Genomic DNA, 19,532 nt, shown 5'->3' with positions numbered 1-19,532 from the left:
GGAATCATTTTTATGATTCTGCCCTTGTTTGATTTTAGTTTTATGGAGGAAACATGAAAAAATTAATGAAAAAAATCGTTATGATTTTTGGAACTGCGGCGCTGCTCTTCAACTTCATGTCATGTAGCAGTGGAGATGATGACTCCTCATCAAAAAAGGATTCATCGTCAGATAATACTAAAACAACTATTCCGGTACCAGAGGGTTATTGGAGAATTTATCTTCTAGACAAGCCTGCGGCAGAAACTTGGCAGATTTGGGCATGGAAGAGAGCTAGCTCAGGTGATACAAACTATGATACAAAATCATGGCCGGGCGGAACATTCGTTCTTGATAAGTCAGATAGTTACGGAAGTTACTGCGATATGCAGCTTGACACAACGGCAGATTTTGGTATTCTTTTTGTAAACAGTGCGGGAAGCCCTCAGACAAACGATGTTATCGTTCCTAAAGATGAGCTTCTCAAATACAACACATTTTACTTTAATTTTGCGAATCCAAAAATGTATTACACGACTTATGAAGACAGTTTCGGAATTATGGGCGCAAACCTTGTTTCCGACAAAGAAATTTCTATCAGCACCAGCCGAATAGAATCTATCGATGTTTCTCAGCTTACTGTCAAAGACAGCGATGGAAATGTTCTTGAGGTTGAAAGTGCAACTCTTGAAAAAATCATTCTTAAAGCTGGCAATATTGATAAAACACCTTATACCGTATCATATGGTAATAAGACAATTTCTTGTCCGATAACAGGTGATGTTATTGACAATGTTTATGGTCTTACAGATAAGGATTTTGGTGTAACAGTGAATGGAAGCACCGCTTCATTCAAGATGTGGGCACCGCTTGCTTCTGATGTCAAATTGCTTTTGTTTGCAGATTCTTCATCACTTACAACCGAAGACAGTTGCGTTGATATGACGGCAGGTACAAAGGGTATTTGGACATTAGACTCTGTCGACATTACAGGCTTCAAATATTATAAGTACAGAATTGCAAATCCTGATAAGACAAGTGATGTCTGCGATATTTGGGCAAAATCATGTAGCGCAGATTCTGTAGCATCTCAGCTTGTTGATATTAATGCAGATGCAAGTGCTATTTATACAGGTTCAAAAGACAGTTCATGGGGAACAAAGGACGGATACTATAACCCGTTTGGCAACAATGGAAGTGAAGTAAAATCTTACTCAGATGCAGTCATTTATGAAATGCATGTCCGTGACTGGTCTAGAGCTTTTGTTACTGATTCAACAGGAAAATTCCTTGATCTTGCAAATTCTGAAGAATTTATGGCTCATCTCAAAGATTTGGGCGTAACTCATGTTCAAATCTTGCCTTCTTTTGACCATGCAGAAAAGAATGCAAGTTCTGCTTATAACTGGGGCTACAATCCGTATCATTACAATGTTCCGGAAGGAAGATATGTCACAAAGAACTACAAAGATGGTACACAGGCAGTTCTTGAATTCAGAACATTGATTGGTAAACTTCATGAGAATGGTATCGCTGTAAACATGGATGTTGTTTACAATCACACTAGTGGAACAGGCGTAGCTTCACTTTATGACCTCACAGTTCCTGAATATTTCTATCGTGTCGTTGACGGTCAGTACATGAATGGCTCTGGTTGTGGAAATGAAATTGCTACAAATCACAGCGTCGTAAAAACCTATGTAATTGAATCTCTCAAACATTGGATGCTTGACTATCATGTTAACGGATTCCGCTTTGACCTTATGGGCTGTCAGGAAGCCGAGACAATGAAAGAAATCTATGATGAGCTTTATAAAATCGACCAGAATGTTATGGTTTACGGTGAGCCTTGGACTGGTGGAAGTTCTGCTGTAGTAAACGGTGCAACTAAAGCTGGTGAAGGAACTTCTGGAATCGGTTACGGTGCTTTCGATGATTCATTCCGTGATGCAATTAAAGGAAAAGAATTCGGTGGCTTTGCACTTGGTCATGTTCAGGGCAAATTTGCTGATGCAGCGATTAAAAAAGGCTTGAAAGGAGCCAGCACAAATCGAAATGACACAGGCAAACCAGAACTTTCTCTTCATTATGCAGAGTGCCACGACAATTATACTCTCTTTGATAAACTTGCAATGAGTTATATTGGAATCACTGAATGTAAGGCAGCTATTGACCTGTTTGCCGCAGTTAATTCTTATGATACTGAAAAAGGCAAAGATGCAGGCACTGGTCTTGCAACTATCAAGGCAGAAGATAAACTTGCCGCAGCATATCTTTTCCTTTCACAGGGCACTCCATTCATCAATGGTGGTCAGGAATTCCTGAGAACCAAGAAAGGAAACGAGAACAGCTACAGCTCATCAGATGTAATTAACCAGATTGACTTAACCATGAAGGACACCTACGCCGATGTCTACAACACCTACAAAGGCTTGATTGCTCTCCGCAAAGCAAATCCTGCTGCATTCGGAGCAAACACAACTGCAGAAGCTGAAACATACAAGAGCGTAAAGGGCGTAACAAAATACACCACAGGCGACTTCCTCGTCTACTTCAACGCCACTGACACAGAGCAGACAATTGACACAACCGGCTACACCAAGCTGGTCGATGTTGCAAGCGGAACACCGAGCGAAAGCGCATCGGTTCCAGCTAAAGTTGCAGCTAAATCATTCGTAATTTTGAAAAAATAAAACTTCTTAGGGGAGGGAGTTTTCCCGCAGTGTGGACCGGTATTATGCTGGCTTGCACTGCGGGATTTTTTTTCCCCTAATCCTGACCTATAGAAAGTGCAATGATTTTCATGCTATAATCGAAAGGAAATGAGAACAGATTTTAAGCGACAAGACAATCCGAATGTAGAAAGAGTTTCTTCAACTTCAAAAACAAGAATTGACCGTAAGCGCACCCATGCTCACCGAAAAGAGCTTTCCGAACGAAAAAAATCAGCGTCAATCCGTCGAGAGATGTTTGATTTTTCGGCAGTCTCCGAGGAAAGCCGCCAGATTATCGAAAAATTTGACGAAATCGTGGAAAGTGTCCGCGGAATGAGCGGGAAGCAGAAAGTTTCGCTCTATGGTGCAATCAAAAATCTTTCGCATCAGCTCACGGATGACAGAAACAGCCGTCGTCTTGGATATATGAACGAAGCCACATACATCAGTGCTTACATCAATTACTTTATGTGGTGGAATCTCGTCCGACAGACGCTCCTTTTCGCAAATCTTCCCAAGTCGTCATTTGAACCGCTCGTAAAATCTGAAAATCCGGTCGCGATTGATATCGGGAGTGGCACCCTTACCGTCGTAATCGCGCTTTGGCTTGCCCGCCCTGAACTTCGAAGCAAAAAAATCAAGTGGTATTGCATGGATTTGAGCCAGACCGCACTTTCTGCTGGTGAAGATTTGTATCTTTCGATTGCCGCAAGGACTTTAAAGGGGGCAAGCCTGCCCCCTGCGGCACACTCCGTTGTGCCGACACCCCCATCTCCTGGGGCTGCGCCCCAAACCCCAGATGCATCTTCTGAGCCATGGACAATAATCCGTGTAAAAGGAGCGTTTGGTACCGATATAAAGGAAAAAGCCGATTTTATCACTTGCGGGAATGTATTCAATGAAATCCTTCAACGAAATGAAATGCCGACGGACTTCCTAGCAAAAAAATATACCGGCGAGCTTGTTTCTTATCTCAAGAACGAAAATTCCGCAGTTCTGCTGGTAGAACCGGGCGACCCTCATTCTGCACGATTCATATCTCTTATGCGTGACGCATTGATTCGTCAGAATTTCCTTCCTGTCGCTCCATGCCCGCATATCGCTGACTGTCCGATGGCAGGCCGCACAAACGGAAAAACGACCAATTCTTATGGAAAAAACGCAAAATGGTGTAATTTTGCATTTGACGCTGAATCGGCTCCGGTCAGATTAAAAAAACTCTCCGAGAAGGCCGGCTTGCAAAAAGAGCGGGCAAGCTTGAGTTTTATCGTCGCAAAAAAAGATGTGTCTGCTACTGTCCGAAGTGATGAACGCCGTCAAAGTCAAAAAACTTCCGGCACAGAACTTTCAGAAAAAATGTTCATCCGTGTTGCTTCTGACTTCATTCGTTTGCCTGAGCTTCATAAATCCGGCTACTATGCCTGCAGCAAATACGGAATGCTGCTTGCCATAGATGAAAGTCATATTCAGCCCAAAAACGGCGAGCTGCTTCAAATCAAGACACCTGAAGATTTAGGTGAGCGTGACAAAAAATCAGGCGCACTTATTGTCAGGATATAAAAAATCGGTTCGGGTGCTGTAATCATTACGAAAACAGCACTTTCCGAACCGTTCTAACTTTTACTGATGTTCAGAAAATTTACTCTGTTTGAGAGAGTTTTCTGAACATTTTTATTTTTCTTTAAAAAGCTTTTTGATTTCGCTGGAATAAATCTCGTTGATTCTGAAGCGCATGATTTCCTGCTTGGCAGAAAGCTCAACGCCTACTTCAAACGGCTTTTCGATAAGCGCGATTTTATTGATTCTCTCATACATCTTGAATCCGTTTTTAGCGTTTACGCGTGTCGCAACCTCAGTTTCGATTAAATGCAAGACTTCAGCACTCTTAACCATATCAGAGTATTTTTTATACGGAAGACCAGATTCTTTGCAGAAAGACTCAACTTCGGCTTTTTCAGGAACTACCAGTGCCGCAAGATAACGCTGATCCTGGCCAAGAACAACTGCCGATTGAATGAAGCGTGATTCCTGCATTTTCATTTCAATAGGAAGCGGCTCGATATTTTCACCACCAGTCTGAACGATTGTGTCTTTCATTCGACCACGAAGAACAATTTCATTTTTTGCAGTGAGGCGAGCCAAATCACCTGTGTCAAACCAACCGTTTTCATCGATTACTTTTGCTGTGAGTTCAGGCTGCTTGTAATAGCCCTTCATGACGGTGCCACCTTTGATTTCGAGAACACCTTTTTTGCCCTGTTTGAGTGGCTTACGGGTGATTGGGTCAACTACGCGGGCAGAAATGCCGCGCACAGCAGAACCGACATTGCCCAAAACCGGACGGTCAATCGGTCGGACTGAGATGATTGGAGCTGTTTCTGTGAGGCCATATCCTTCGACAAGTTTAACACCAACTGCCCAGAAGAATTTATCGACTGCTGGTGGCAAAGCTCCTCCGCCTGCAACACCTGAACGGAAACCCGTACCGAGCATTTTTCGGATTTTACGGAAAACGATGGCACCGCCAAGAAGTTTTATCGGATAGAAAATGAGCCATGGCAGAACGAAAGCAGGCCACTGAAGCCATCGTTTGTCCATGCCGTAGCGGGTTGTGCGGTCAAAAAGAACACGGTCAAGTTTTGAGTGGAAAAGCGCAACTGTGACGAAGAATTTGAATACGCGGAAAACCATGCCGCCTGTCTTTCGCATATTTCGCCAGATTCCATCGTAAACAGCCTCGAATACTCGCGGAACTGCCGGCAAAACCTGCGGATTGAGCGTTTTGAGGTCTGCAAGAAGGATTGGACCGACCGGCTTTGAGTAGCAAATTGTGGCACCCTGATTCAAAACGACATATTCAACTGCCCGCTGGAACGCATGCCATACAGGAAGAACCATCATGCCACGGTCGCCAGGATAGAGGTAAATTCGTTCGCAGACTTCATCGAGCTGGGTGATAAAATTGCCGTGTGAGAGCATTACGCCCTTTGGCTTGCCGGTTGTGCCCGAAGTGAAGATAATCGTTGCCAAATCATCCCATTTGCCCTTATCGATTTCTTCTTCGACTTTGCCGGGATTTGCTTCGTTGTATTTTTTGCCGTCTGCGACAATTTCTTCAAATGAAAAGAGGGAAACTCCTGCTGCTTTGCAAGATTCCTGCTCTTTTTCGCCCGGATTTTCAAAAACAATCAGCTCTTTTACAAGAGGAAGCTTTTCCTTGATGCCGAGGATTTTTTCGATTTGAGCAGAATTTTCGACAATAACGCGTTTAACTTCTGAGAAAGAAAGGATGTACTCTAAATCACCGATAGTAGCATCGCAACCACGCGGAACATCAATCGCGCCCAGCATCATCAAGCCCATGTCAGCGTGTTCCCATTCTTTGCGGTTATCAGAAATGAGACCGATATGTTCTTCGCGTACAACACCATGAGAAAGGAGTCCGCCTGCAAAGGCTACAGCAGTTTCGTAAGCTTCACGGTAAGTAGTAGGCTCAAAATGACCGTCCTTGAATCTGGACATCTGGAATGCCAAATCGGGATATTCTGAAGCTCGTTTTCTGAAAAGGCGGGGGAGTGTAGTTTCCATAAAGTCTCCAATTTGTATGAATTGAATATTTCTTCTATTATAAAGGATAATGGTCTAAAAATCTACAGAAAAAATTGTTAGTGCGGATGTGCGGTGCTTTTGTGGTGATGGGGTTTTAGGGGTATCCCCTAGGAGAAGGGGTAGCGAAAGACGAGGTGGTTGAGCTTGTCGAAACCACTTCGTCTGGAGCGAGGGGAAGGCTTTCCCCCCTTTTATTTTACTTTCGTTTCAAATATTTGACGCTATCAAGTGCGACAGCTGCAATGATAATCAATCCTTTGAAAACGAACTGAAGGTTTGTATCAATTCCAAGGAATGTGAGACAGTAGGTTAAGCTTGTGAAGATGATAACACCGATTACTGCACCACCGATTTTACCGATACCGCCGTTGAATGAGATTCCACCGACGACACAGGCAGCGATTGCATCAAGCTCGTAGCCCTGACCTGTACCAGCAGAAGCGTTTGCCTTGAATGCCTCAAGGAATGCACCGCAGCCGTAGAAAATACCGGCCATGATGAATACGCCCATTGTTACCCAGAATACGCTGATTCCAGAAACGCTTGCAGCTTCAGCATTGCCGCCGACAGCATACATGTTTTTTCCGAAAGTAGTTTTGTTCCAGATGAACCATGCAACGATGATTGCGATGATTGCCGGGATAATCAGTTTCGGGAATGTGATTAACTCGCCGCCAAGCTGACCAAGAATCCAGCGACCGCCAATCAAATCTTTGATACCTGCGTCAATTGAGCCGACCGGAGTACCACTTGTTCCGAAGAAGAGCAAGCCGTAAATAATCAACTGTGTTGCAAGAGTTGAGATGAACGGATGGATTTTAAGTTTTGCTGAGAAAACGCCTGCAAATGCACTGAATGCAACGCAGAGGAAAATTGAGAGGAACAAAGCCAGAGCAAGGCGAAGAACCATGCTACAAGTAGTGAAATCCCATGGACCGAGGCCAAAGACTGTTACGATGTTCTGACCCGGATGCAGGAAAAGACCAGTGACAACTGCACCCATAGCGACCATTCGGCCAACGCTCAAATCTGTACCGGCAAGCAAGATAAGGCCCGCAACGCCGAGAGCGTAGAACATTCGGACAGATGACTGTTCGAGGATTGTGAAAATGTTAGGCAGAGAGAGCAGGTTTCCGCTTCCAGACAGTGGAGCGAGAATGATACACACGATGAAGAATACCAGAATGGCAAGATACAAGCCGTTGTCGAGAAGGAATTTCGACATCTTGAACTTGTTGATGTAATTCTGGACTGAAAGAGTGAAATCTTCTTTGAAATTTGTCTGACCATTGCGGAACGCACGGTTTTTCTGAACATAATCCACATAAGCCTGATTTTTGATTGCTTTTGCCGCATCCACAGCTGAAGTGAATTTGTTTTTTGCGTCGAAAAGCGCTGAATTGTGCTCGTATTCGGCTACTCGCAAATCTTCCTTGCAGTCTTCGTTGTCTTTCTGGCTTGTTTTGCCGGCATAAGATGCAACGATTTCCTTTTTGCGTGCGAGAGTTTCTTCGTCAATTTTTACGATTTTCTCTGCATATTCGGCCTTGAGTTTTGCGATTACATCGTTCTGCTCAGCGTTGACTTTTGCAATTTCTGCCTTTGAAAGCTCATTGTTTCGTGCAACAGCTTTTTTGACGATTTCGGCAATTTCGGCCTTGTTTTTTTCGGCAACAGTTTTTGCCTGTTCGATTTTTGCATTATTACCGGCGATAAGCTTTGCGCGTTCATCAGCCGAAAGTAATTTATTGCGTTTTGCGGCGGCATTTTCCTGTTTGAGTGCAGAAATCAGGTTTACACCGTCCTTTCTTAGCTCATTAAGCCGTGCTGAATATTCGTTAAGTTCTTTATCTTCCATTTTATACTCCTTGTCACCGTCGCTGTTTTGACGGTCCTTACAAATACATCGCAGAAAGCTTCAAAAGTGCTTCCTGGTCAGTTGTTTTTGTGTCCACAATTCCGGCAAGGCGATGGTTCGACATGACGGCAATTCGGTTTGTGATACCTAAGATTTCAGGCATTTCGCTTGAAACTACGATGATTGTCTTTCCTTCCTTTGCCATGCGGATAATCAGCTGGTAGATTTCGTATTTTGCTCCGACATCAATACCACGGGTCGGTTCATCAAGAAGGAAAACTTCAGGACTTCGCTCCATCCATTTACCGATGATGACTTTCTGCTGGTTTCCGCCTGAAAGAGACGAGATAAGCTCATCAGACGAGACACATTTTGTGTGCATCTGAACGATTTCGCGGTCAGCGGCTTCTGCCATTTTGCGTTCAGAAAGAATTCCGCCGGTCTTGTAACTTTCAAGGTTCGTTATGACCGTATTGAACTTAATCGTGTCCTTTCCGAACATACCGTTGAGCTTGCGCTCTTCTGTTACAAGAGCGAAACCGTGCTCCATGGCATCCTTACTGCTTGAAAAGTGAAGTTTTTTGCCCGCGTAAGAAATCGTGCCTGTAGAGATTGTCCGGACACCAAAAAGTGATTCAAGCAATTCCGAACGTCCTGCACCGACGAGTCCGTAAAGACCGAAAATCTCGCCTTTTCGTACCTTAAATGAAATATTCTCAAGATTAGGCGCATATCTTGTCGAAAGATTGTTGACTTCAAGGCAGTAATCGCCAGGAACATTGTCAACATCAGGGAAGCGTTTGTCGAGAGAGCGGCCGACCATAGCTGTAATCAGCTCGCCCATCTCAGTTTCCTCTGAGTTTTTCTGCATAATCATCTTGCCGTCGCGGAGGACTGCAACCTGGTCACAAATCTGGAAAATCTCATCCATTTTGTGAGAAATATAGACAAACGAAACTCCTTTTTTCTTCAAATCACGGACGATAGAGAAGAGTTTCAGAACTTCATTTTCTGTGAGGGAAGAAGTCGGCTCATCGAGAACGATAATCTTTGCGTCATAAGAGACTGCCTTTGCAATTTCGACCATCTGACGCTGTGAGACCGACATTGTGCGCATGATTGTACGCGGATTGACATTCATATTTAAAGATGCAAAAAGATTGATGCTGTCTTTAAGCATTTTAGCTTCATCAATTACGCCGAATTTCTTTGGATAGCGGCCAAGATAAAGATTGTCTGCAACCGAACGGTCCAGACACTGGTTCAATTCCTGATGAACCATTGCAACACCGCTTTCAAGTGCTTCTTTTGGATTCTTAAAATTAACGGGCTTTCCACACAAAAGGAACTGCCCTTCGTCTTTGGCATAGATGCCGAAAAGACATTTCATCATGGTGGATTTTCCCGCACCATTTTCACCCATCAAACCCAGCACAGAGCCTTCGCCGACCTCAAGATTGATTCCGTCGAGGACCTTGTTTTTGCCGAACGATTTTGACAGGTTTTTTATCTGTAGAACTAGTTCGCTCATAATTTTCCTTAAATTAAAAAATCCCCACACGGATGTGGGGTAACACAAAGAGTGAAAAATCACACGGCAAAAGAAAAGCAATTTGCCGTTTTGCCGCATGATTTTCGGTTTAGTACTTCAACTTATCAGTGTAGTCACGGCCTGAGTTTGTTTTAACCATGTTGATTGCGAACGCATCATAGTTGCCGAGGTTTGTGAATTTGTCGATGCAGCTTGATTCGTTCTGACCGTCACCCTGAACTACAGTGAGTTTAAGACCGAGAAGCGGTGCATAGTAGTTGAGAGCCGGGAGATAAGAAGAAGAAAGGAAGTTGTCTGCAGAATTGTAAATTGTGAGGAGAACTTTCTTTTCTGGAGCGTTAGACTGTTTTACGAGAGGATCGCGCTGACCAGCTGTGTAAAGCCTCCAGTTTGTAGAATTTACGCCAGTGTTCTGAGCAAGCAATGCTTTTGTTGCAGGAATGTAATCAACAGCAGCAGAAATTCGGTTGCCATATTTGTCAGCCTTTGTGATACCGCTTGTTACAACTTCGTTTCCTTCGAGACCATCGAGAAGGTTTCGGAGAACCTGCAATGTTGCAGTAGCCTGAGCGTCAACATTCTGAGATACAGTACCTGTGAGTTTGCCAGCACCAATTGCCTCGATTGCGTCTGCGTTTGCGTCATAACCGAAGATTGGAACACCAGCCGGATAGTTTGAAGCCTGGAGACAACCCATAGCCATACCGTCGTTGTTTGAGATTACCATATCGATTGCAGTACCGAATTTTGTAGCCCAACCGCCCATTGCTTCGGTAGCAGCATTTGCATTCCATGTTGAACCGTCAGTACCAGTCATAGCTTTTCCTTCAAGCTCGACGACTTTCAATGCTTTTCCGCCAACAGTTACAGAACCTTCTTTAACTTTTCCAGGATCTGTAGAGCCGTCCCATGTTCCGAGAGCCTTTCGGATACCCTCTGTGCGGGCCTTAGAGTCGTTGTGTCCGACATCACCGATACAAAGGACATATCCAACGATTCCATCACCATTTCGGTCGATAGCAGCAGCATCCTGCTCAGCAAGGAAGTCAGTAATCAATTTACCCTGAACAGCACCGCCACCAGCAGCATCAAATCCGACATAATAAGTCTTGTCGTTCCAGTCCATTGAGGCCATATCGATGTTTCCCGACTGAGGATCAGAAGGCTGGCGATTGAAGAATACAAGCGGTTTGTCCTTGTTCAGAACTTTTGGAGCTGATTTCTCGTTACATGACATGAAAGTTCCAGCTGCAAGTGTAAGTGCAACCATAGAACCAATAATTTTTTTCATAAAAAAATTCCTCCTTTATATTATGAAAAACAAAATTCACTTCGTAATAGTCTAAATCATTATTTGAATAAGTCAAATGTTTTTTTTAATTTGTGCAAATCTTACCAATTTATAAGCGATTTTGTGTAGTTTTTTCTATTTTGCGCGAATTTTATCGTCTGCCGCCCTTCCACCCTTCGCTCGCGCTCATTCTTCCGTTTCACTCCAGAACTAAAGGGGTTCCACGGCGGAGCGGCATTTATCGACCTGTGAGGAAACCGCTAGTTGCTACGCAACCGCTGTTTCCTCACAGGTCTTTGCGAGTTTACAATTTCCTCACTGAAAGATAGAATAACTCTATGGAAGCTCTCTCAGAAAAATTCATGCTTCGGGCAATCGAACTTGCCCGCTTCGGTACAGGCCGCACGAATCCAAATCCTCTCGTAGGGGCTGTAATCGTAAAAAACGGCGAGATTATCGGTGAAGGCTGGCATCATGCCTGGGGAGAACTCCATGCAGAGCGGGAAGCGTTGAAAAATTGTTACCAAAATGGCAAAAATCCTGAGGGCGCGACAATTTATGTCACTTTGGAGCCATGCTGTCATTTTGGAAAGCAGCCCCCGTGTACTCATGCGCTTGTCGAGGCAAAAATCGCCAGAGTCGTGGTCGGAAGCCGTGATCCCAATCCTCTTGTCCACGGAAAAGGCAATTCTTACCTCCGCGAGCACGGAATTCTTGTCGAAGAAGACTTTTTGCGAAGCGAATGTGACGCTTTAAATCCAATTTTCCTCTATTATATACAGAAAAAATTGCCATATGTCGCGCTCAAATTCGCGATGACGCTCGATGGAAAAATCGCGTGTAAAACTGGCGAATCAAAATGGATTTCAAACGAAAAATCCCGCGAATATGTCCATGCGTTGAGAAATTGTTACTCAGGAATTCTTGCTGGAATCAATACTGTCCTAAAAGATGACCCGATGCTAAACTGCCGTCTCTGCAACGACTCCGGGGAATTGACTGGCAGAAATCCGGTGCGCATTATCCTTGATTCAAATCTCAAAATTCCTCTTGAAAGCAAAATCGTAAAATCTGCTAGAGAAATCAAAACGATTGCCGCCTGCTGTGATTCCTGCCCCGATTTTCAGTCAAAAAGAGCTGCCCTTGAAAAAGCGGGTGTTGAAATCTTGTGCACAAAGTCCTTCATGGACGAAAAAACGCATAAGGCTCAGGTCGATGTCCTTGAGCTTATGAAGATTCTGGGTGAAAAGCAGATTGACAGTGTGCTTGTCGAAGGTGGCGGCGAAGTTCATTATTCAATGCTGAATTCGGGTCTTGTGAACAAAATCTATGCCTTTGTCGCGCCCAAAATCTTTGGTGGAAATGCAAAATCGCCTGTCGGTGGCGAGGGCGTGAATCTTGTGGATGAAGCCTTCAAATTCCACCTTGAAAAAAGCACCCGCTTTGATGACGATATTCTGCTTGAATATGTAATTTAAATATGGAAGCGATAGCACATAAAAACGAAACAGAGATACAGACTTTAGACGAGCATCTGAAAAATGTTGCACGCCTTGCTTCTGGTTTTGCAAAGACATTCAACAACTCAGATTGGGCAAACTATGCAGGGCTTTTTCACGACTTTGGAAAAGCGGACAATGACTGGCAGAAGTATATTCGTGGCGAAAAATCAACATCAGTAAACCACAGTGAAGCTGGTGCACAATATGCATATTCTAAGATGAATTCAAAAGACCCGATTGCAAAAGTAATTCCATATCTGATTGCAGGTCACCACGCAGGACTTCCGGATTATTCTGCTGGTAGCGGAAATAGCTTGAAATCGATTTTACAAGATTATGATTTTGCATATCTTGATAAACTACACGAATGGCAGTAACAAAAGAAGAGGATGTCGATAAAGAAAGAACTATGGGACGCAAATACACCGTTCCATACGGTTTGTACAAAGCCTGCGGTTTTGTTTCTCCGCATTTCGCTTCAAGCACAGGGTTTTCAACAGAAGATTTGGATTTGCTTTGGGAAGCACTTATGCAGATGTTCGAAGTTGACCGTGCTGCAGCTCGAGGACTTATGACAACTCGCAGACTTGTGATTTTTGAGCATAATTCCGCACTTGGTTCAAAGCCAGCTGATGAATTGTTCAATCGAGTTAAATGCGAGCACACAGGAAATACGCCTGCCCGTGATTTTTCCGATTATACAATCACTTTGGATGGTAATCCTTTATCTGAAATCAAAACAATAGTGACAGTCTGATGTATCAAGAATCCGACTACCTCCTGCTCAGCGGACTGCAACATATAAAGTTCTGTCCGCGGCAGTGTGCACTCATACATATTGAACAACTCTGGCATGAAAACTTCTTCACCGCATCTGGTCGTGCCCAGCACGAAAAAGTTCACAGCGGAGTAGGGGAATCTCGGCGTATAGTGCGAACTGAGCGTGATTTAAAAATCGCCTCAAGTTTCCTCGGCATTACTGGTCAAACCGATGCTGTAGAGTTTTATTCAGATGGAACTGTTATTCCCATTGAATATAAGCACGGCGAGCCGAAAGAAGATTCTTGTGATGAAGTTCAGCTTTGTGCGCAAGTCATCTGCCTTGAAGAAATGCTTGGTTGTAAGATTGAAGAAGGTGCGTTGTATTATTTTAAAATCCGCAGAAGAATTCCTGTAAAAATTACGGATGAGCTTAGATTAGAGACGATTGAACTTGCAAGAAAATTCCATGAACTTGTCGAAAGCGGAAAAACTCCGCTAGCGGAATACAAAAGAAAATGCGAATCATGTTCATTCATTGACGAGTGTTTTCCAGAATCTGCAGGGCGGAACAAATCTGTCGAAACTTATCTAAAACGGCGGATTCAGTCTGAAACAATTGGAATTGACGAGGTGTAAATGCAAAGATTTTTGAACACATTGTATGTTACGACACAGAAAACTTATCTTCATAAAAAAGGCGAAGCTATTGAAGTCATTGTGGAAGATAAAACCGTCGCTTCAATTCCGATGATAAACCTCGACAGTATTGTCTGTTTTGGAAACATTTATGTAAGTCCGTTTCTGCTTGGTGCTGCTCCTGAGCACAACATTACAATCAGCTTTCTTTCCGAAACTGGAAAATTCCTTGCCCGTGTTCAAGGTCCTGTTTCAGGAAATGTTCTTCTTCGTAAAGCTCAGTACCGAGTTTCAGATGATAAGGAAAAATCTGCTCAGGTTGCAAAATATTTCATTATGGGAAAAATCGCAAATCAGAGAACCGTATTGCAGCGTGCAGTTCGCGACCACAAAGACAAAGTTGATGTTCCACGCCTTCAAACTGCAATCGACAGTTTGAGCCGAAGCCTAGAAAAAGTTGAGCGAGAAAATGATTTGGACAAGCTCCGTGGAATTGAAGGCGATTCAGCTGAAACATATTTTTCGGTGTTCGATGAACTTATTACTTCCCAAAAAGGTGGATTTAAATTCGGAGGACGAAATCGCCGACCGCCTCTCGACAATGTTAACGCACTTCTTTCTTATGTTTACACACTTTTGTACCACGATATGATTAGCGCATGCGAAGTCGTCGGCCTTGACCCCGCAGTTGGATTCATGCACCGTGACCGACCAGGGCGACTTAGCCTTGCGCTTGACTTGATGGAAGAGTTCCGTGCGTTTTTTGCAGACAGACTTGTGCTTTCGCTGATAAATCGCAATGAAGTTACTGCCAGTCAATTTGAAAAAACTGCAAGCGGTGCAGTAATTATGAATGAAACCGCACGAAAAACAGTGGTTCAGGCGTATCAGAAAAAGAAAGAAGCCGTGCTCAATCATCCGTATGTAGAAAAGAAAATGCATCTTGCGATTTTGTTTCAAACTCAGGCTCGTCTTTTAGCCAGACATCTGCGTGGAGATATTAACGGCTATCCTGTTTATATCTGGAAATAACTATATGCAGTTGAATATTTTTATAGAATCTGAGAGCGAAAGATCGCAATTGTCAGGCAATTCAGGACGAACCATATGATTCAATGTTGCGAGATAAATAAAAATACCGTTTCTACGAGCAGTTTTTATTGCTGGGATAAAATCGGAATCACCAGTAACGAAGATTACTCGCTCAGCGATGTGATTAAAACTAATCCATGCAAGGTCAAGACCGATTTTTATATCTACCCCTTTTTGGTGAAGTTCTGGCTCAAAGTCATCATCAGTGAGAGGCTGTTTATTGTATGCAGTTTTTTTGAGTTTCCAACCGGAAAATTGAAGAGTTCCTTCTCTGACGGCAAAAAAATTAAGTTTTTTTATGTCAGAAAGAAGTTGTTTACCATAAGAAAATTGGGGAGTTTTCTCAAACAGAAAAGCACGGTTTGTTACGGGGAGAGAACTTTTTGCCGTGCAAGGAGAACAATCGTAATAATAGATTCGATGGAGTTCATTCAAAGGAAGATTAAAATGTGTGAGCAAGGAGTTTGCAAATTTATTGATATTTTCTGCTGTAATATCTTTTTTATAAGCAGCATGGAACTTTTTACGAAGAAAAGCGCCATCTATAAGTACTGCTGTGTTCACAACATTTACCCCCTCAAAAAAAATAGACCTACTTAGGGTACACAAAAATGTGTTTGATATAAAACCCTACTTTCGGTCTTTATGTATTAAATATAACACTATTTTTGTGTGTAGTCAATACAGTTTTTCTTATTTTGGAGGCTTAAAATGATGATGCTTGTGAGTTATGATGTAGCAAAAGATGAAAAGGGTGAAAAACGGTTAAGGCATGTAGCAAAGATCCTTGAAGATTATGGCCAGCGTGTTCAGTACTCAGTATTTGAATGCCTTGTTGATCCCGCACAGTGGGTCGAACTAAAGACAAAATTGTTGAAAGAAATAAATCCCGAATATGACAGTTTAAGATTCTATTCACTCGGAGCAAATTGGCAGAGAAAAGTTGAACACATTGGTCAAAAAGAACCTATAAATCCTCAAGGCGTTCTGATTTTGTAAAATGCTTCTGCGAACCTACGGAGAACATTTTCTATTGATTTTTATATTTCCTTGAAATACAATGAATTATGATTTAAGTCTTTTTGCCGTATTGCAGGTTCGCAGAAATATGATAGTAATTTGTTGTATGACAAAGATTTAAAGCATATAGTGTCGCTCCCTCACGAGGGTGTAAATCTCCCCGATGAAGCCTTCAAATTCCACCTTGAAAAAAGCACCCGTTTCGATGACGATATTCTGCTTGAATATGGAAAAGGTGCGTGATTAGTTCCAAAATCGTTAAAAGCGTGTTAAAATAGTTTTAGGGAGAAAATCATGGCGAAGAAAAAAGAGTCAAAAAAATCGGAACCAACAAGCGCAAAAACTGAGTGGTTTGAAAAAGAAGATTTCTGGAACAATTATGCTCCGATTATGTTTGACGCGGCCCGCTGGGCAGAAGCTCCGAGTGTCGCAGAGAGCGTCTGTAAAATCGCCGGTCTTGGCAAGGGAGCAAAAATCCTTGATGCAGGCTGTGGTCCTGGAAGAATCGCCGTGGAACTCGCTTCACGAGGCCTTGAGGTCACCGGTGTTGATTTGATTCAGTCAGAGCTTGATGCGGCGGCCGAAAGTGCCAGTGCAGAAGGCGTTGATTTGGAGCTGATAAAAGCAGATTTGCGCACTTTTACAACCGAAAAAAAATATGACTGCGCGATTAATCTTTACACATCATTTGGCTACTGCGATACAATCGAAGAAGATGTGCAGATTTTAAAATCGATTTTCAATTCTATTCGTGACGGCGGATTTTTCATTCTCGAAAACATCAGCCGAGAAATCGCAATCAAAGATTTTACTGAAGGCGAATGGTTTGAACGAGCCGGTAAGACTGTCCTCACTGATTTCAGCGTCGTGGGTGCTTGGGAAGGTCTTCGTTCCCGCTGGATTTTGATTGACAATGAAACTGGCGAGCGGATTGAGCATGAATTTGTTCAGCGGCTTTACTCGGCAATCGAATTAAAACGCATAATGATTGGAATCGGGTTTAAGTCAGTAGAAATTTACGGTGATTTCGATTTTTCTCCATATAATCAGAATGCACGCACGATGGTGATTGTGGCCCGGAAATAAAGGTTTTTGAACCTGTCGGAATCTGCTGGTTTTTCATTGCCCAATTTTCTGATTTCCGCCATAATCTCACGCATGAAAAAAGTATTTGCCAATCTTCTTGCGGCAGTTCTTTCTGTCGCTTCGGTTTTTGCATCTGGAAGCAAAAACAATACGACTTTGACTTTCTCTGTCACACCAATCGACAAGGATGAAACCGATGATGTTCAATTCGGCGGAGCATATTTTTTGGCCGAAAGTGTGATGAGCGATGATTTTGTCACGCTTGGCGGAAAATTGTATTATCGCCTCAACAAGACCGATTCAAAAGAAGCGGAATCTCAGAAACTTGATGTTAAGCGCGCGTATATAAAGATCAGGCCGTTCGGAAACAATTCTTTTGAATTCGCACTCGGAAAGCTCTATTCATATTATCTTCCTGGCGGATATTTTTCACTTACAGAGACTTACACCGGAGCTGCCCGTTGGGGTGAAACAGGCTTCGGTGCAAAAATTGAACGAAACGGACTGACTTTCGGACTTGCCCTGCCTCTTACCGAAAGCTATGTTGAATATAGAAAGAACTGGGGGTTGAATGCCGCAGTGAGCTATGATTTTGCCACGGTTTCAAAAAGCCTTCCTGTCGTTCTTGGCGCGGACATTTTGTATTCCGCAACCGGTGATGATGACGCTGATGTAAATTCAATTTCTGAGAAAGATTTTTCTGAATGTCTTTCAATAAACTATTCAGGTCGGAATATCGGCGCGTTTAAGAATCTTGGAGTTTTTGCAGCCTTTTCTCATAATGTCAGGCCTTTTGTCGCGCACACCGTATTAAGCCCTGTTGCGGTCGTGAGCAGCAGCAAATCGCCGATGTATGCGGATGTCAAAAAATCAAATCTCTTTTCGCTGGCAATTCGCCCTGTAATCGGAATCGTAAAAATCACGAGTGAAAGTGAAATCGGACATTCTGTTGATGGAAGCATCGTTCCGTTTTATTCGGCATTGCAGGTTCAGTTCCCTGTTGCTGAAGCGATTTCCTTGAAGCCTATGGTCGGTTATTATGCTGCCTTTGACACATCTGATTCTTCAAATTCTTTCGATACCTGGGAATTTTACCCAAGGGTAGTGCTTGAAATTGAAAAATGGACGCTCACGGCCGGCTTGGATATGTTCTATAAAGAAATTGCTGACGGCGAATATCGCTGGCTATGGACAGTTCCAATTACTGCAAAGTATCGCGTTGGCGGCAAGTAAATGTGCGCCCGGGTATGGAGCGGTGGCAAAGCCAGTGCCGTTTAGGCACCGCGCGTTAGCAAGCCGCGGAACACCCGTAGACAGTTGGTTTGCGCCCATAATTGAAAATTTTTTCCTTAAATGATAAATTAAAAGTCGATTTTAGGTGAGTCTGCTTACATATCGTTGAATCAGATGATACGGGCAGGCTCCTAACTGGGAATTGGGTGAAAATCCCAAGCAGTGCCGCTACTGTGAGAAGTTATTTCGAGTCAGACACCAGCCTAAAGTTAATATTAAAAGTCTTCTTCGAGACAAAGGAGTTTTTAAATGAACAAATGTTCTAAATTGGCCGCACTTGCAATGGGTGCAAGTGTTCTCTTCGCTTCGGTTTTCACATCTTGTGGAAGTACAGCAAAAGTCGCTTCAAATGACAAAGAAATTCTTGTCGTCAGCTTCGGAACCAGCTACAATTCTTCCCGCGACCTCACAATCGGCGGAATCGAAAATGCAATTGCAAAGGCTTTCCCTGACTACACTGTTGCCCGCGCTTTTACTGCTGATACAATCATCAAAATCCTTAAAGAGCGCGAAAATCTTGTAATTGACAATGTTGACGAGGCTCTTACACGAGCTGCAAATAACGGTGTCAAAACACTGGTTGTTCAGCCAACTCACCTGATGGACGGATTTGAGTACAATGACTTGCAGAAAATCCTTTCAAAATATGAAAGCAAATTCTCAAAGGTTGTCCTTTCAAAGCCTCTTCTTTCAAGCGATGCTGATTTCGATTCAGTTGCTGCCGCAATCACTGCAAAAACAGCAAAATTTGACGATGGCAAAAGCGCAATCTGTTTCATGGGTCACGGAACAGAAGCTGAATCAAACAAAATCTATTCTAAGATGCAGGAAACTCTCACTGCAAAAGGTTTCGCTAACTATTATGTAGGCACTGTCGAAGCAAAACCTTCTGTAGAGGATTTGGTTGAGGCAATCAAGGCAAAAGGCACATATTCAAAAGTCGTTCTTCTTCCTCTCATGGTTGTTGCTGGTGATCATGCAAACAATGACATGGCAGGTGATGAGGACGATTCATGGAAATCAATTTTCAAGGCAGCTGGCTTTGAGGTTGAGTGCGTTCTCGAAGGATTGGGACAGGACGCAACAATTCAGCAGATTTATGTTGAGCATGCAAAAGCTGCTGTAAAATCACTGTAGA

Annotated in this window: 17 protein-coding genes and 1 riboswitch; of the genes, 12 read left to right on the top strand and 5 right to left on the bottom strand. The window is 43.2% G+C overall.

The window, feature by feature from the left end; genetic code table 11:
• Nucleotides 1–53: 53 nt before the first annotated feature.
• Nucleotides 54–2,672 (top strand): alpha-amylase family glycosyl hydrolase, encoded by a 2,619-nt coding sequence (locus tag Q0Q74_RS04605; RefSeq protein ID WP_294428985.1) that lies wholly within the window; start codon nucleotides 54–56, stop codon nucleotides 2,670–2,672.
• Between the two features lie 129 nt (nucleotides 2,673–2,801).
• Complete coding sequence (locus Q0Q74_RS04600; protein WP_294428982.1) at nucleotides 2,802–4,253, top strand: small ribosomal subunit Rsm22 family protein; 1,452 nt, start codon at nucleotides 2,802–2,804, stop codon at nucleotides 4,251–4,253.
• Nucleotides 4,254–4,364: 111 nt separating this feature from the next.
• On the opposite strand, the gene Q0Q74_RS04595 is transcribed toward Q0Q74_RS04600, so the two are convergent.
• From Q0Q74_RS04595 to Q0Q74_RS04580, 4 genes are all read right to left on the bottom strand, one after another.
• Nucleotides 4,365–6,281 (bottom strand): long-chain fatty acid--CoA ligase, encoded by a 1,917-nt coding sequence (locus Q0Q74_RS04595; protein WP_294428980.1) that lies wholly within the window; start codon nucleotides 6,279–6,281, stop codon nucleotides 4,365–4,367.
• A 217-nt stretch (nucleotides 6,282–6,498) separates the two neighbouring features.
• Nucleotides 6,499–8,160: a galactoside ABC transporter permease gene (locus tag Q0Q74_RS04590; protein WP_294428978.1), complete on the bottom strand. Its 1,662-nt coding sequence runs from the start codon at nucleotides 8,158–8,160 to the stop codon at nucleotides 6,499–6,501.
• 37 nt (nucleotides 8,161–8,197) lie between these two features.
• Nucleotides 8,198–9,691 carry a sugar ABC transporter ATP-binding protein gene (locus tag Q0Q74_RS04585; protein WP_294428976.1) on the bottom strand — a complete coding sequence of 498 codons (1,494 nt, stop codon included), beginning with the start codon at nucleotides 9,689–9,691 and terminating at the stop codon, nucleotides 8,198–8,200.
• Nucleotides 9,692–9,800: 109 nt separating this feature from the next.
• Complete coding sequence (locus tag Q0Q74_RS04580; RefSeq protein ID WP_294429070.1) at nucleotides 9,801–10,949, bottom strand: substrate-binding domain-containing protein; 1,149 nt, start codon at nucleotides 10,947–10,949, stop codon at nucleotides 9,801–9,803.
• Between the two features lie 392 nt (nucleotides 10,950–11,341).
• Here Q0Q74_RS04580 and ribD point away from each other — a divergent pair, with 392 nt between their 5' ends.
• Genes ribD through cas1c form a run of 5 tightly spaced genes read left to right on the top strand, consistent with a single transcriptional unit; the run spans nucleotide 11,342 to nucleotide 14,935 of the window.
• Entirely contained in the window at nucleotides 11,342–12,481 is a 1,140-nt protein-coding gene (ribD, locus tag Q0Q74_RS04575) for a bifunctional diaminohydroxyphosphoribosylaminopyrimidine deaminase/5-amino-6-(5-phosphoribosylamino)uracil reductase RibD (protein WP_294428974.1), read from the top strand.
• A gap of 2 nt (nucleotides 12,482–12,483) precedes the next feature.
• Nucleotides 12,484–12,882, top strand: a complete 399-nt coding sequence (locus Q0Q74_RS04570) for a CRISPR-associated endonuclease Cas3'' (RefSeq protein WP_294428973.1) — start codon at nucleotides 12,484–12,486, stop codon at nucleotides 12,880–12,882.
• Nucleotides 12,873–13,262, top strand: coding sequence for a type I CRISPR-associated protein Cas7 (locus tag Q0Q74_RS04565; RefSeq protein WP_294428971.1), 390 nt, complete (start codon nucleotides 12,873–12,875; stop codon nucleotides 13,260–13,262). The genes Q0Q74_RS04570 and Q0Q74_RS04565 overlap by 10 nt, the downstream gene beginning before the upstream one ends.
• Complete coding sequence (cas4, locus tag Q0Q74_RS04560; protein ID WP_294428970.1) at nucleotides 13,262–13,903, top strand: CRISPR-associated protein Cas4; 642 nt, start codon at nucleotides 13,262–13,264, stop codon at nucleotides 13,901–13,903. The genes Q0Q74_RS04565 and cas4 overlap by 1 nt, the downstream gene beginning before the upstream one ends.
• Nucleotides 13,904–14,935, top strand: coding sequence for a type I-C CRISPR-associated endonuclease Cas1c (cas1c, locus tag Q0Q74_RS04555; RefSeq protein WP_294428968.1), 1,032 nt, complete (start codon nucleotides 13,904–13,906; stop codon nucleotides 14,933–14,935).
• Here cas1c and Q0Q74_RS04550 read toward each other — a convergent pair whose 3' ends face one another.
• Nucleotides 14,936–15,559, bottom strand: a complete 624-nt coding sequence (locus tag Q0Q74_RS04550; RefSeq protein ID WP_294428966.1) for an NYN domain-containing protein — start codon at nucleotides 15,557–15,559, stop codon at nucleotides 14,936–14,938.
• Nucleotides 15,560–15,706: 147 nt separating this feature from the next.
• On the opposite strand from Q0Q74_RS04550, the gene cas2 reads away from it, so the two are divergent.
• The 5 genes from cas2 to Q0Q74_RS04525 all read left to right on the top strand — a co-directional run bounded on the left by cas2 (nucleotide 15,707) and on the right by Q0Q74_RS04525 (nucleotide 19,531).
• Nucleotides 15,707–15,994: a CRISPR-associated endonuclease Cas2 gene (cas2, locus tag Q0Q74_RS04545; RefSeq protein ID WP_294428965.1), complete on the top strand. Its 288-nt coding sequence runs from the start codon at nucleotides 15,707–15,709 to the stop codon at nucleotides 15,992–15,994.
• A 120-nt stretch (nucleotides 15,995–16,114) separates the two neighbouring features.
• A complete protein-coding gene (locus tag Q0Q74_RS04540) occupies nucleotides 16,115–16,258 on the top strand; it encodes a hypothetical protein (RefSeq protein WP_294428963.1) in 144 nt (47 codons plus the stop codon).
• A 51-nt stretch (nucleotides 16,259–16,309) separates the two neighbouring features.
• Entirely contained in the window at nucleotides 16,310–17,101 is a 792-nt protein-coding gene (locus Q0Q74_RS04535) for a bifunctional 2-polyprenyl-6-hydroxyphenol methylase/3-demethylubiquinol 3-O-methyltransferase UbiG (protein ID WP_294428961.1), read from the top strand.
• Between the two features lie 72 nt (nucleotides 17,102–17,173).
• Entirely contained in the window at nucleotides 17,174–18,334 is a 1,161-nt protein-coding gene (locus tag Q0Q74_RS04530; RefSeq protein WP_294428960.1) for a hypothetical protein, read from the top strand.
• A 126-nt stretch (nucleotides 18,335–18,460) separates the two neighbouring features.
• Nucleotides 18,461–18,616: riboswitch (cobalamin riboswitch) on the top strand.
• A gap of 27 nt (nucleotides 18,617–18,643) precedes the next feature.
• A complete protein-coding gene (locus Q0Q74_RS04525) occupies nucleotides 18,644–19,531 on the top strand; it encodes a sirohydrochlorin cobaltochelatase (RefSeq protein ID WP_294428959.1) in 888 nt (295 codons plus the stop codon).
• Nucleotide 19,532: the final 1 nt, after the last annotated feature.

Origin of the sequence: uncultured Treponema sp., assembly GCF_946187725.1 — a bacterium.
Lineage (GTDB): Bacteria > Spirochaetota > Spirochaetia > Treponematales > Treponemataceae > Treponema_D.
The sequence above is the reverse complement of the archived record's forward strand: the minus strand, read 5'-3'. Positions and strand labels throughout refer to the sequence as shown.